This window comes from Bacillus cereus group sp. N24, assembly GCF_016483345.1.
In the GTDB taxonomy this organism is placed as follows: domain Bacteria; phylum Bacillota; class Bacilli; order Bacillales; family Bacillaceae_G; genus Bacillus_A; species Bacillus_A toyonensis.
On record NZ_JAEHCA010000004.1, the window covers coordinates 16,893 to 30,876 of the forward strand.

Sequence of the window (13,984 nt, forward strand, 5' to 3'; positions counted from 1 at the left end):
TCACGTAATACAAATAATGGAATTTGGTATTTCGTCATAAGTGGAGGAGTTTATGAAAGTGGATATGTATCACACGAAAATATTGAAGGCACTTGAATCAGAAGAATACATTTCAGTGCGAAGAAGGGTGTTACGTCAGTTAGTAGAATCGTTAATTTATGAGGGGATAATAACGCCAGTTCGTGTAGAGAAGGAAGAACAAATTCTTTTTATTATACAAGGACTTGATGAAGAAAACAAAAATGTTTCGTACCAATGCCACGGAAGAGAAAGGATGACATTTGGACGTATTGCTGTAGACTCGTTACTAATACGAGTGCAAGATGAACAACAAGAAATACAATCTGTGTCGCAATTTTTAGAAGAAGTTTTTCGGGTTGTTAACGTAGAACGAACTAGATTAGATTCTTTTATTCACGAATTAGAACAAACAATATTTAAAGACACGATTGCACAATATGAAAGAAATAAAAGGGAGGAATATACTCGAAAATCTTACGATGAGTTTGAAAGCCATTTAATAGACGGTCACCCGTATCATCCTAGCTATAAAGCGCGCATTGGATTTCAATATCGTGACAATTTTCAATATGGATATGAATTCATGAAGCCAATAAAACTCATATGGATTGCAGCACATAAGAAATATGCGACTGTAGGTTATGAAAATGAAATGATTTATAGCAATACTTTAACAGAAGAAATTGGTGTGCAGAGAATAGAAGAATATATAAATCGTATTCAAAATATGGGATGTAATCCAAAACAGTATTTGTTTATCCCAGTCCACCCTTGGCAGTGGGAGAACTTTATTATTCCTAATTATGCTGATCATATACAGGGGAAATATGTGATTTATTTAGGGGAATCATCGGATGATTACTGCGCCCAACAGTCAATGAGAACGTTAAGAAATATGACGAATCCAAAGAAGCCGTATGTTAAGTTATCGATGAATTTACTTAATACTTCAACTATCCGTACGTTGAAACCACATTCGGTTGTGAGTGCACCAGCTATATCAAATTGGTTAAGTGATGTCGTAAGTCAGGATCCTTATTTAAGGGATGAATCGCGCTTGATTTTATTAAAGGAATTCTCGAGCGTAACGTATGATACGAATAAGAAAGCTACATATGGTTCATTAGGATGTATTTGGCGTGAAAGCGTTCACAAATATGTAGATAAACAAGAGGATGCAGTTCCCTTTAATGGCTTATATGCAAAAAAGAAAGATAGTACACCAATTATTGATGCATGGTTAAACAAATATGGAATAGAAAATTGGCTGCAAGTACTTATTCAAAAAGCGATAATACCGGTTTTACATCTTGTTGTAGAGCACGGGATCGCATTAGAATCACACGGTCAAAATATGATTTTAGTCCATAAAGAAGGGCTACCTGTCCGGGTTGCATTAAAGGACTTTCATGAAGGACTTGAGTTTTATCGTCCATACTTGAAAGAAATTGACAAATGCCCTGAGTTTACAAAAATGCATAAAACGTATGTGAACGGAAAAATGAATGATTTCTTTGAAATGGATCGCATCGAATGTTTGCAAGAGATGGTTTTAGATGCACTTTTCTTATTTAATCTAGGAGAGTTAGCTTTCATACTTGCGGATGAATATGAATGGAAAGAAGAACGTTTTTGGATGATGATTGTCGAAGAAATTGAAAATCATTTTAGAAAATATCCACATTTGAAAGAGAGATTTGAATCCATTCAATTATACACAGCTACTTTCTATGCGGAGCAATTAACGAAGCGTCGTTTATATTTGGATGTAGAATCGCTTGTTCATGAAGTTCCAAATCCATTGTATAGTGCAAAGCAACTTAACATACAAAAATCATTTGTTACAGGGGGAAATTATGCTAATCGTTAATAAACAAGAGTATAGTAAAAATGATTTTGAATCGAGATTACAAGTTTACGAGGAAATGGAACAATTTCAAGCAGCAAAAGGAAATAGATTTGCACTTTGTCTGAAAGATCCATTTGATATTATTACACTTGTGTTTTTCTTAAAAGAAAAGAAATCATCTGTACTTCTTATACATGAAGATACACCAAAAGATACGGCTATTAAAATGGCAAGGCGTGCAAATTGTACGGGACTTTTATATGGAGAATGTAGCGAATTTACAAAATTAGAAGTAGTGAATTCATTACTACAAGAGCCTTCTTTATTGCAATATAGCTCAGGAACCACGGGAGAACCGAAATTGATTTGCAGATCATGGACGGAAGTTGATACTGAAATCGTTGCTTATAATGAAGCTTTAAATTGTGAAGAAGATGAAGTACCGATTGTTATGGCTCCTGTTTCACATTCATACGGATTAATATGTGGTACGTTATCTTCTATTACAAGAGGAAGTAAGCCTATAATTATTACGAATAAAAACCCTAAATTCGCATTAAATATTATTCGCAATACAGAAAAACATATCATATATGCAGTACCATTGATGCTACATATTATGGGGAGTTTTCCACTAGGAACGTTCCAGTTTCATAAAATTATGACATCCGGATCACCTTTGCCCGAAACATTATTTTATAAACTAAATGAAATGACAACGTACATGATGCAGCAATATGGATGTTCTGAAGCTGGTTGTATTAGTATATGTCATGATATGGAGAGTCATTTAGATTTAGGAAAACCACTTCCACATGTAAGTATAAACATAGGATCAGATGAAAACGAGCCTGAAGAAATCGTAGTGAAAATTGCTGGGAAGGAAATTTATACGAAAGATTTAGGGTATGAATCTGAGCGCGGCCTTCACTTTATGGGGCGTATGGATGATGTAATCAATGTTTCAGGGTTAAAAGTGTTTCCTATAGAGGTGGAAGAAACGATGCTTCGATTAGAAGGTATTCAAGAAGCCATTGTATACCGAGGGAAACATCCAGTGATGGGAGAAATCGTAAAAGCGAAAGTAATCTCTCATATTGACCCAGTACAAATAAGAGAATGGTGTATTCAGCACTTACCGTCTTATAAAGTTCCGCATGAAATTGAAAGTGTAACTGAAATTCCGAAAAATAAAACTGGAAAAGTAAGTAGAAAGTTACTAGAGATGGGAGAGGTTACAACATGAGACGTGAAACGTTAAAGAGTGCAGTGCTGAAAATTATGACAGAAAAAATGGAACTGAAAAATGTAACGCATTTAGAAGAAACAATGCGTTTAAATCAAGATTTATATATAGATTCGGTAATGATGTTGCAGCTTATCGTATACATAGAAATGGATTTGAAGTTATGTGTCCCAGAGGATGAGGTAGATCCAAAGGCGTTTCTTACTGTAGGATCTTTACTTGATTTTATGGAAGAGTTACAGCCGTTACAAGAATCAAATGTGAATAGCTAACCTTGGAGAAAGTGGATGAGAGTATGACTTCAATTAAAGTGCACTGTTTAGTGAGCTGTTTTTGTGAAATTATAAAAAGACGTGGTGATATAGATTTTCGTCCATTTTATTTTGGACTATGGGATGGAGACTTTGATATAACAGAAGGCGGAATTATTTCGTATCACTCCGAAAACATTAACCATGATAATTATTTACTTTGGTATGAAAAACTGTATGGTATTAAAGTGAACGAATGGTATGATCATGCAAAAGATAAAGATAGAAATGTAGAAACATTTTTAGAATTAGTAGAAAATAAGCCGGAAAATCGTTATGTAATTGTAATGGTGGATATGTCTTTATTACCAGAGAGGGAAAATAAGTTTCACCAAAAACCATTTCCGCATTATTTAATGATATCGAAGACAGAGAAAGAAGAAGAATGGTTCATGTTAGATCCTGATTTTCGTTGGGAAGGGAATATGGAAAGAGAAAAAGTGATTCACTCTGTTCAAGATAATCCATTTGGTGGTGGTTATTTCATTGATGTAGAGGCGATTCAGGAGCCGACGCAAGAAATGGTAGCTAATTATTTCACTGAGACATTCAAAAAGTATGATAATGAACTGACTATGGAATTAAAAAATTTAATTATAAAAATGGCAAATGAGGAAGAGGGGTATTCGCTCTCTAAGCTTGTAGTAGCAGTAAAACAAATACCAGTACTTGCAATTCGTAAATATAGTTATGAACATGCCTTTGCATACTTCCGTGAAACGTTACAATACTCGGAAGAGGAGTTTGATTATTGGTGTGATCGGGTAGAGGATATTGTACAAGGATTTACAAATGTACAGTATCGTGCAATTAAAATGGCAATGACGAATAATAAGGGTATGCTCGTATCGATTATTGAAAAACTGGATGAAATGAATGCAATTGAACTGCAAATTAAGAAGGAATTAGAGAGACAGTTTCTATCATGGAAAGGTATGAAAACAAATCAGTCTGTCGTAACTCTTTAAAAAGCTAACTGAATTTAAGATAGGGGAGTTTAAAGTTATGAAATATTCGCTATGTACCATTTCATTTCGTCATCAATTAATTTCATTTACTGATATTGTTCAATTTGCATATGAAAACGGTTTTGAAGGAATTGAATTGTGGGGAACTCATGCACAAAATTTGTATGTGCAAGAGCGTGAAACAACAGAACGAGAGTTGAATTTTTTAAAGGATAAAAACTTAGAAATTACGATGATAAGTGATTATTTAGACATATCATTATCAGCAGATTTTGAAAAAACGATGGGGAAATGTGAACAACTCGTAATGTTAGCAAATTGGTTTAATACGAATAAAATTCGTACGTTTGCCGGACAAAAAGGGAGTGTAGACTTCTCGAAACAAGAGAGACAAGAGTATGTAAAGCGAATTCACAAGATTTGTGATTTATTTGCTCAGCATGATATGTATGTACTTTTAGAAACACATCCAAATACGTTAACGGACACGTTGCCGTCTACTTTGGAGTTATTAGAAGAAGTAGACCATCCGAATTTGAAAATAAACCTTGATTTTCTTCATATATGGGAGTCTGGTGCAGATCCAATAGACAGTTTTCATCGACTAAGACCGTGGATACAACATTACCATTTTAAGAATATATCGTCAGCGGATTATTTACATGTATTTGAACCTAATAATGTATATGCCGCAGCGGGAAGTCGTATTGGTATGGTTCCATTATTTGAAGGTATTGTAAATTATGATGATATCATTCGGGAAGTGCGAGATACGGACTATTTTGCTTCGCTAGAATGGTTTGGACACAACGCGAAAGATATATTAAAAGAAGAAATGAAAGTATTAACAGATAGAAGATTAGAGGTAGTAACTTCGTAATATAAAATGATAAAAGAGTCTCTATTTAGAGTCTCTTTTTTTATAGTTAAAAATAACCAAAAATTACCATGTATTTAAATTCGAATTTGGCACAATTTATATATATATCAAGGAGGTGATTGGTAATGGCTAGAAATCGTAATTCTAATCAATTAGCATCACATGGAGCACAAGCGGCTCTAGATCAAATGAAATATGAAATTGCACAAGAGTTTGGTGTACAACTTGGAGCTGAAACTTCTTCACGTGCAAACGGTTCTGTAGGTGGTGAAATCACGAAACGCCTTGTAGCGATGGCAGAACAACAACTTGGTGGCGGATATACTCGCTAAATGTAGAAGGTTATAGGAGAAAGGAAGGATTCTTCCTTTCTTTTTTTTTCAATTAATTGGTATGGATATATAGCGAACTGGATTCAAACAATAGGAATAATACTATATTTTACCCAATTTCTTTCGTTATGAATGGGAAGTAGTAAAGATGTAATAGCCCTGGTGGAATGAAAAATTACGTTCCACCAGGGCTATTATATGGTAAGAAATATATGATGAAAGGTTCCGAAGTCAACATGTTAAAAAAAGAAAACTGTTGTTTAATTGCGCTTGCATCAGTTCCACTTGTTATGACATTAGGGAATTCAATGCTCATTCCAATACTGCCGACTATTGAAAAGAAATTACATATTTCATCGTTTCAAGTATCCATGATTATTACAATTTACTCCATAGTTGCAATTTTACTTATACCGATTGCTGGTTATTTATCAGATAGATGGGGACGGAAGATGGTAATGGTTCCGAGTTTACTGATTGCGGCTATCGGAGGAGCGGTAACTGGTTGGGTATCATGGAAAGTTGATAATCCCTACGTTTGGATACTTATCGGTAGAGCGATTCAAGGTATTGGTGCTGCTGGTGCAATGCCAGTTGTTATACCGTGTGTTGGTGATTTATACAAAGATGAAAAACAGGTTAGCGCAGGTTTAGGAATCATTGAGACATCAAATACATTTGGAAAAGTACTCAGCCCTATTTTAGGATCTGCTCTAGCTGCCATTGTATGGTTCTTACCATTTTGGGCGATTCCAGTTTTATGTGTAGTATCGATTGTTTTATTACTGGTACTAGTAAAAGCAAAAAAACAAGAAGGAGAAGTACCACCACTAAAAGAGTTTATTCAAGCTATTATCTCTACGTTTCGAGAAAAGGGAAGATGGTTAATTGCCATTTTTGCACTAGGTGCAATTATAATGCTTATTTTATTCGGAATTCTCTTTTATTTGTCTACTATACTGGAGTCAAAGTATGACATTCATGGTATATGGAAAGGGTGTGTACTTGCTATTCCTTTGCTTGTATTATCGATTAGTTCATATATGGCTGGTAAAAAAATTGGAGATAATCAAAATGTTATGAAGAAGTGTATTTATATTGGCTTTTTACTGGCTGCGGCATCAGTCATAATCCCTTTATTTATAAAAGGGATCTATTTACTACTTCTATGTCTCGTTATTATGGGAGTAGGAATTGGTATGGCACTCCCATGTTTAGATGCCCTAATTACACAAGGGATTGAAAAGGAGCAGAGAGGCACGGTTACGTCATTTTATAGTTCGATGCGATTTATCGGTGTAGCAGCTGGACCACCCCTATATTCATTTTTTATGAAAGGGTCGGACCATGAAGTGTTTTATTTGACAAGTATTTTCGCTGTTATTGGTGCCGTTATAGCAATGATTTGGATTAAACCAGCAAAAGATGAAAAGGTAATAAAACAGAAGCCAGAACCGACTGCATAATTTGAAATAGGATTGCATGGCCTATAATTAGCGTGCAATCCTATTAATTTAGTTAGGGAAAATAACTTGTTTTAACATATAAAGTGCGACTCCCCATATGACGAGGCCTGAAATTTTGTTTAATAATACGATTGTCTTTCCAGTTGAGTCTAACCTCTTTAAAAACTTTCCAGCTAAAGCTAAGCTAATAAACCAAATCCAAGAAATGATAATCGTTGCAGATGTAAAAGCCCATTTTTCACTTCCTATATATTGAATAGAATTTGTCCCAATTACACCGATCGTATCTAAAATCGCATGTGGATTTAATAACGAAACCGATACAGCGAAAATAATTTGTTTTTTTAAAGGCATGCTTTTTTCTTGTTTTACATCTTTGGAAGGCTTACTTCTCCAAATAACGAAGCCCATATATATGAGAAAGATAAATCCAATCGTATATAATGTCGTCGTTAGCCAAGAAAAAGTAAGGAGTACAAGGGATACACCCTGTACTGCAATTAATATTAGTAACGTATCACATAGAGAAGCAGTTAATACTACAGGGGCTGCCCTCCAAATATTAGGTTGGCTCGCACCTTGGTTAAATACGAAAACATTTTGGACACCTAATGGAATGATAAGGCCAAATGCAAGGATGATACCGTGAATAATCGCTTCACTCATTATATTACCTCCTACTTTAATTCATTATGATAGTGTATATTGTATAGAAGAAATGAAAATTTGTATCCATCCATATGGTTGGGGAGGTCACCAACCAAAAAGAATGTAAGGTGATATGTATGATGGAAAGGTTAGTTTGGAAGCCTGATATGTCTTTAGCGTCTCCTTTGTATAAACAAATAGAAACGTATATAAAAGAAAGAATCGTTAATGGAGAATGGACTGTTGGAACAAAGTTACCTTCACAAAGAGATTTGGCACATACATTTGGTGTGAATCGAAGTACAATTGTAATGGCTTTCGATGAACTAGCAGTAAAAGGGTACATTGAGGGAAATGGCCGAAAGGGAACGATTGTTGTAAATAATAATGAGAACACTTCAACATATGCTCCGCCTCCTAATTGGCAGTCTTATGTAGAAACAGGGCTTCATTATCCGAACCTTCCTGCTATTCAAGATATTAATCAAGCTGAATTTTATCCGCATGTAATTCGTTTAGGAACAGGTGAACTCGCGCCGAGTCTCTTACCTGAAAAAAAGATGAAACTAATAATGAATAAGCTGTTGCAATCAAACGTGCCACTTGGGTATGAAGAGCCGAAAGGAAATCTCTATTTAAGGGAGAAAATTGCGGGCTACTTAAAAGGGCATGGTGTATATGTATCTCCTGATTCTATTTTAATTGTTTCAGGAGCAATTCAAGCGTTGCAACTTATTTCTATGGGGCTTCTTCCGAAAGGGGCATCGATTTTACTAGAAAAACCATCCTATTTATATTCGCTTAATGTTTTTCAATCAGCAGGAATGCGTTTAATTGGAATACCAATGGATGAGAATGGATTAAATGCATCATATATTGCGAAATATAAGAAGCAATTTAACGCATCTATTTTATATACAATTCCGTCTTTTCATAATCCGACGAACTTTAGTATGAATGCAGAGAAGCGGAAAGAAGTAATGGAGATATGTAATGAAATTGGATTGCCTATTATAGAGGACGCAGTGTATCAAGACTTATGGTTTGATGAGCCTGTTTCAAAGCCTTTAAAAGCATATGATAAAAACGGAATTGTACTACATATCGGGAGTATGTCTAAAGTGATTAGTCCAGGTTTAAGAATTGGATGGATTGTTGGACCTGAATCAGTAATTCAAAGGTTGGCAGATATAAAAATGCAAACAGATTATGGTTCGAGTTCTATATCCCAGCAAATTGCAGCAGAATGGTTTACAAATGGATTATATGATGAACATTTACAGTTTGTAAGAAATGAATTGAAGAAACGTAGAGATTTTATGTTACATATGTTAGAGAAATATTGTCGTGAAATAGCAACATGGTATGAACCGACAGGTGGTTTTTATATTTGGTTACATATGAATGTACCCGTTTCGAATCGTAGCTTATTTGACAAAGCTTTACAAGAAAAGATTTTATTAAATCCAGGTACTTTGTATGATAGAAGTGCAAACCAATTTTTGCGACTATCGTATTCATATGCAACGTTAGAAGAAATTGAAATAGGTATAAAAAAACTTGCACAACTAATTAAAATGTAAAAGGAGAAAGTGATGAAACAATATGTAATTTGCCAAATTATCGATGGAGATAAATATTTAGCTGCTTATGCAGAGACGAAGCAGGACGCAGTCGAAAAAGCAGAACTGCTAGGATTAAGAACGGGAAATCGTTACATAGTAATTACCGCGGAAGAAGCGAAAGGGTTAACTTATCCGTAAGCAATGTGTGGGGTACGTAGTTGGTAAATAAGCCTAGTAATATATGAAATTACTAGGCTTATTTATTATTAAAGCGTCAAGAAATCTCGTATGAAAATAATAATATTATGAGTCAAGCTGACGGAAAAATCGATTGGTTTTGCGATCTTGATTTCTATTTCTATATTCATCAACATATTGTTTGAAGTTCCAAGATTGTAAAAACTTATTTGCGGAGTTATAACCAGAATTGTAAAGCCATTCTTTTTCCTCTTTCGTTAATTCAAAATTTGTACTTGTAATCGTCCCTGTAGGAATTGTAATTGTTCTTGCTTTTGATTCTTTATCTAAATGCCGTAAATCATGAGCTTGCATCATTGTTTTAAATAGTCCTTTGAACATGGAAATGGGCTCTTTATAATGGGCGGGATCAGCTTGAATTTCATCTTTTACAAAATGAAATCCAAAAGTTGGCCAGCGAGGTGAGGTAGGGGAGTCAAAAATCCAAATGGGATAATTGCTTAAAATCCCACCATCAACCATATAACAAGGTTGTTTCCATTTTGGTGTTCTCCATTTTACTGGTTCAAAGAAGAAAGGAATGGTACTACTCATTCTTACTGCCTTAGCAATCGAGAAGCGATAATTTAAAAATCCGTAGTTTGGCAAGTCATCGGGAAAGACAACCATTTTACCGTTGCTTATATCAGAAGCAATAATTTTAAGTTTGTTTAAATCAGGTAAATCTGTAAATAAGTGAACTCCTTTTTTTCGTAGTAATTCTTCAAGCCATTCTTCTATAAATACATTGGAATAAATACCTAGAGTAGACCATGCACTTATTCCTTTACCGATAAACGGGATTCTATCAAGGAAAGTTTTCTTCATAAATTTGTTATAATCAATATCAGTTATAATTGTTTTTAATTCTGAACAAGTATAGCCAGCAGCTAAAAGAGCTGCAATAATAGCACCAGCCGATGTTCCAGCTACACGCTCCCATTCATACCCTTTTTCAGCTAACGCGCAAATTGCCCCTACATGTGCAATTCCACGCACACCGCCTCCTTCAAAAACACCATCAATTTTCATTGCACATACTTCCTTTCTAAAAATGAAAATGTAAAAAAAGCACGTAATATACGTGCTTTTTTTTACAATAGTTTTTAAGTTTACTAGCAGCCTACAAAGCCGCCCCAACAGCTAGCTCCGATGATGATTAGAAGGATAAATAAAACGATTAATAAAGCGAAACCTCCATAACCACATCCACCACAACTACCGCCGTAACCGTAACCGCCGCAACTATATCCGTAACCCATGTGGAATTCCTCCTTAAATTAAAAATGAACGAAGGGAAAATGTACTGGAAGGAATAAAGAACTATCGTGTTTGTAGGAACAATGTATACTATGCTTTTTTAAACTTGTTCGCGTATGAGGGATAAGCCCGTTTTTTGGAAGGCTTGTTGATTTTGTGATAAATGGAGTATAATCTTTGTGCTATGATACAAATAAGTATAGAGATGTAAGGAGAATATATGGATAACAAAATTGAAGTGTTAATTGATAAATATGGACTGACACATTTAAAAGAGGAACTTATTAATACTGTATTTCCTTGTGTAAAAGTTGTGCCTGAGCAGCAAGAAACGGTTGCGATTGGTAGTTCAAAAATGGGGGGAGCTCCTGATTTACCGGATACATTTGAATATCCAATGTATACAGGAAATCCGTTACATTTTATCGCGCAATTTAATCTAAATGATTTACAAAACGTTCGTATAAATCACAATCTACCTAAGACAGGAATGTTATATTTCTTTAGCATTGAAAATTACTTTGAAGAAGATGTGAATCCAATGGAAGCTGGGCGCGTACTTTATTATGATGTTCCAGTAGAGCAATTACGAAGAGCGGATGAAACGCAAGCGAAATATAATCAATGCGCAATTACTTTTGAACTGACGTATAAATTACCAGAACTTTTCATTGAAGATGAGGCCGATTCAGATCGTTTCTTGCAATTACTTGAAGAACTAATCCCAGATAACTACGATAACCATCAAATGTTTGGTGAGCCATTCTCTGTACAAGAGGAAGTACTACATGAGACAGGAGAATATATGGGGATAGATCCACAGCAAATGACGCTTTTATTCCAAATCGATTCAGATCATAAAAATTGTAATATGGTTTGGGGAGAGTTAGGAATGTTATATTTCTGTATTGGTAATGAAGATTTGAAAAATCGACGTTTTGAAAATACATGCTGTGTGTTACAAACTTGTTAATAAAAAAGGTTGCTCTTTTTAAAAGAGCAACCTTTTTTATGTGAATTAATTAATATGCATAATCTCATATGACCTATTTTGAAAAGTATTGTATACTCTGAAACTATACGATACTTTTTCGTATAGTTATAGAATATAAGGAGTGACAAGATGGGAAAGACAAGTAAGTATATGACAGCTGCCGCACTTTGTTCAACGATTGTAATGGGAGGCTTACAATCGTCAACTGTATCTTATGCAGCTACGAATCCAACTGTAGTGACGACACAATCAGATGCAAAGTTATTAGATGATTTCAGAAAAGAATTAAAAAAACAGATTGATAATCGTGAAGAAAATATTACAATCACATATAAAACAAAAGATAGAGATGCTAGAAAGATTATGGACCAATTGTACGGCGAGTTTAATAAAATCGTAGATGCTGATGAGTATGTAAAATATAATGTAGCCTCTACTAGATATTCTATTAAAGGGATGCCAGGGAACTATTCGTTTACACTACAAGTGAAATACCGTGAATCAAAAGAGCAAACACAATATGTAAAATCTCAGGCGAAAGCAATTATAAGTTCAATTGTAAAGCCAGGAATGGATGCGCATGAAAAAGTAAAAGCTATTCATGATTATGTTGTGAAACATGTATCATACGACACTTCTTATCAAGCGTATACAGCATATGAAGCGTTAGCGAACCGTTCTGCTGTTTGCCAAGGGTATACATTATTAACATATGAATTACTAAAAGAAGCAGGTATTCAAAATCATATTGTAACTGGTACAGGAAATGGACAAGCTCATGCATGGAATTTAGTGAACATTGAAAACAAATGGTACCACCTTGATACTACATTCGATGATCCAGTACCAGATAAAGCTGGACGTGTAACATATTCATATTTTAATATGTCTGACGAACAATTAAGTAAAGACCACGACTGGGATCGTAGTAAATATCCAGCGGCAACTACAAGTTACTTTGGTGAGTTAACAAACAAAATAAAAGCTGGTAGTTCAAAAACCGTCGTATATGAGCAAATGTTAAAAGAAACAAATTTACAATACTTATCTGCACAATACGGAGCGGAAAATTATAATGAATTTAAGCAAAAGTTGCAGCAACAATTTGCTAGTAAACCAGAAAAGGTAGAAGTACGATATAAGCAGTCCATGGATGGAACAATGCAAGATATAAAGAAAGTATTAAATGAAATAAATTGGCCAAAAGGTGCAAAGCGTGTATCTTATCAAGTAGCACCATATAGTGCAATGGCAGGTTATTCATTAGCGACAATTACATTTACGTATTAAGTAATGAAGAAGAGCATCTGTAAAAGGTGCTCTTTTTATTATGTATCGTTTTAAAAAACAGAATTGTGTGATAAAATAAAAAGGAAGGATGTGGAATTTGAATGGATTTGTTCGAAAGTAATATATTTATATTGATATATACTTGTTTAGTAATCGGACTTATCGTTTTGTTTTTCCTATCATTTACTTTGTTTATTAGAAGATTATTGCAAAGTAGCGCTGCAAAAAAACAACATGTTATCAATATGAATCAGAAGCTAGATCGAATTATTGAATTGCTAGAAATAAATAAGAAATAAAGTGAAGGCTTTTACGAGTAGTTGATATCCCACCTAATTTCTTTGCTTCCGCTACATTTTGAGGTGGGGATCTTACTGCCTGGCAAATAGCGAGATAACGATGGAAGACGTATGAAAAGGGGAAAGGAAATGGCCGATTATATAAAAGAATTACGTGAAAAAGTAGGACATGATTATGTTTTCTTAAACTTTGCGGGTGGTTTTGTGTTTAATAAAGAGGGAGAAGTATTACTGCAAAAAAGAGGAGACTTTAATGCTTGGGGCTTTCCAGGTGGCGCAATGGAGATAGGAGAGTCGGCTGCGGAAACTGCGATTCGAGAAATAAAAGAAGAAACTGGGTATGATGTAGAAATACATGAGCTTATTGGAGTGTATACAAAATATTTTCAAACATATCCAAATGGAGATAAAGCACAGACAATTGTGATGTGCTTTTCATGCTCAATAGTTGGAGGGAATAAAAAAATAGACGGTGATGAAACGTTAGATTTAAAATTTTTCCCATTAGACAAAATGCCTCCGTTATTTTGTAAACAACATGAAGATTGCTTGCAAGATTTATTGGAGAAAAGAGTAGGGGTATATCGCTAACATATAAAAAAGAAGCTAAAAGATTAG

Annotated in this window: 16 protein-coding genes; 13 read left to right on the plus strand and 3 right to left on the minus strand. The window is 34.6% G+C overall.

Annotation, left to right across the window (positions count from 1 at the left end; all coding sequences use genetic code 11):
• Positions 1 to 52: 52 nt before the first annotated feature.
• The 7 genes from JDS95_RS07940 to JDS95_RS07970 all read left to right on the plus strand — a co-directional run bounded on the left by JDS95_RS07940 (position 53) and on the right by JDS95_RS07970 (position 7,073).
• Positions 53 to 1,891, plus strand: a complete 1,839-nt coding sequence (locus JDS95_RS07940; protein WP_000861776.1) for an IucA/IucC family protein — start codon at positions 53 to 55, stop codon at positions 1,889 to 1,891.
• Complete coding sequence (locus JDS95_RS07945; protein ID WP_000909554.1) at positions 1,878 to 3,116, plus strand: AMP-binding protein; 1,239 nt, start codon at positions 1,878 to 1,880, stop codon at positions 3,114 to 3,116. The genes JDS95_RS07940 and JDS95_RS07945 overlap by 14 nt, the downstream gene beginning before the upstream one ends.
• Entirely contained in the window at positions 3,113 to 3,388 is a 276-nt protein-coding gene (gene asbD / locus JDS95_RS07950; RefSeq protein WP_001250762.1) for a petrobactin biosynthesis protein AsbD, read from the plus strand. Before JDS95_RS07945 ends, asbD begins: the two co-directional genes overlap by 4 nt.
• 23 nt (positions 3,389 to 3,411) lie before the next feature.
• Positions 3,412 to 4,395 (plus strand): DUF6005 family protein, encoded by a 984-nt coding sequence (locus tag JDS95_RS07955; RefSeq protein ID WP_000200694.1) that lies wholly within the window; start codon positions 3,412 to 3,414, stop codon positions 4,393 to 4,395.
• A 37-nt stretch (positions 4,396 to 4,432) separates the two neighbouring features.
• The gene (locus JDS95_RS07960; protein ID WP_000877704.1) at positions 4,433 to 5,275 is read left to right on the plus strand and encodes a sugar phosphate isomerase/epimerase family protein; all 843 of its coding nucleotides are present in this window, start codon (positions 4,433 to 4,435) and stop codon (positions 5,273 to 5,275) included.
• Positions 5,276 to 5,400: 125 nt separating this feature from the next.
• Complete coding sequence (locus tag JDS95_RS07965; RefSeq protein WP_000113546.1) at positions 5,401 to 5,607, plus strand: alpha/beta-type small acid-soluble spore protein; 207 nt, start codon at positions 5,401 to 5,403, stop codon at positions 5,605 to 5,607.
• 236 nt (positions 5,608 to 5,843) lie between these two features.
• On the plus strand, positions 5,844 to 7,073 hold the full coding sequence (locus JDS95_RS07970) for a bacillibactin exporter BcbE (RefSeq protein WP_033661262.1): 1,230 nt from the start codon (positions 5,844 to 5,846) through the stop codon (positions 7,071 to 7,073).
• A 48-nt stretch (positions 7,074 to 7,121) separates the two neighbouring features.
• Here JDS95_RS07970 and JDS95_RS07975 read toward each other — a convergent pair whose 3' ends face one another.
• On the minus strand, positions 7,122 to 7,739 hold the full coding sequence (locus JDS95_RS07975; protein WP_199690365.1) for a LysE/ArgO family amino acid transporter: 618 nt from the start codon (positions 7,737 to 7,739) through the stop codon (positions 7,122 to 7,124).
• 119 nt (positions 7,740 to 7,858) lie between these two features.
• On the opposite strand from JDS95_RS07975, the gene JDS95_RS07980 reads away from it, so the two are divergent.
• A complete protein-coding gene (locus JDS95_RS07980) occupies positions 7,859 to 9,304 on the plus strand; it encodes an aminotransferase-like domain-containing protein (protein WP_106080521.1) in 1,446 nt (481 codons plus the stop codon).
• A 12-nt stretch (positions 9,305 to 9,316) separates the two neighbouring features.
• Complete coding sequence (locus JDS95_RS07985; RefSeq protein ID WP_000816372.1) at positions 9,317 to 9,484, plus strand: DUF3933 family protein; 168 nt, start codon at positions 9,317 to 9,319, stop codon at positions 9,482 to 9,484.
• A gap of 105 nt (positions 9,485 to 9,589) precedes the next feature.
• On the opposite strand, the gene JDS95_RS07990 is transcribed toward JDS95_RS07985, so the two are convergent.
• Positions 9,590 to 10,555 (minus strand): patatin-like phospholipase family protein, encoded by a 966-nt coding sequence (locus JDS95_RS07990; protein WP_000686793.1) that lies wholly within the window; start codon positions 10,553 to 10,555, stop codon positions 9,590 to 9,592.
• A gap of 83 nt (positions 10,556 to 10,638) precedes the next feature.
• Positions 10,639 to 10,785 carry a YjcZ family sporulation protein gene (locus JDS95_RS07995; RefSeq protein ID WP_000540425.1) on the minus strand — a complete coding sequence of 49 codons (147 nt, stop codon included), beginning with the start codon at positions 10,783 to 10,785 and terminating at the stop codon, positions 10,639 to 10,641.
• Between the two features lie 218 nt (positions 10,786 to 11,003).
• Here JDS95_RS07995 and JDS95_RS08000 point away from each other — a divergent pair, with 218 nt between their 5' ends.
• The 4 genes from JDS95_RS08000 (at position 11,004) to JDS95_RS08015 (ending at position 13,957) form a co-directional block, all read left to right on the plus strand.
• Complete coding sequence (locus JDS95_RS08000) at positions 11,004 to 11,756, plus strand: YwqG family protein (RefSeq protein ID WP_000368924.1); 753 nt, start codon at positions 11,004 to 11,006, stop codon at positions 11,754 to 11,756.
• A 150-nt stretch (positions 11,757 to 11,906) separates the two neighbouring features.
• A complete protein-coding gene (locus tag JDS95_RS08005; RefSeq protein ID WP_000520819.1) occupies positions 11,907 to 13,067 on the plus strand; it encodes a transglutaminase domain-containing protein in 1,161 nt (386 codons plus the stop codon).
• A gap of 101 nt (positions 13,068 to 13,168) precedes the next feature.
• Positions 13,169 to 13,366: a DUF4083 domain-containing protein gene (locus tag JDS95_RS08010; protein ID WP_000362875.1), complete on the plus strand. Its 198-nt coding sequence runs from the start codon at positions 13,169 to 13,171 to the stop codon at positions 13,364 to 13,366.
• A gap of 129 nt (positions 13,367 to 13,495) precedes the next feature.
• The gene (locus JDS95_RS08015) at positions 13,496 to 13,957 is read left to right on the plus strand and encodes an NUDIX hydrolase (RefSeq protein WP_000796418.1); all 462 of its coding nucleotides are present in this window, start codon (positions 13,496 to 13,498) and stop codon (positions 13,955 to 13,957) included.
• The last annotated feature ends 27 nt before the right edge of the window (positions 13,958 to 13,984 follow it).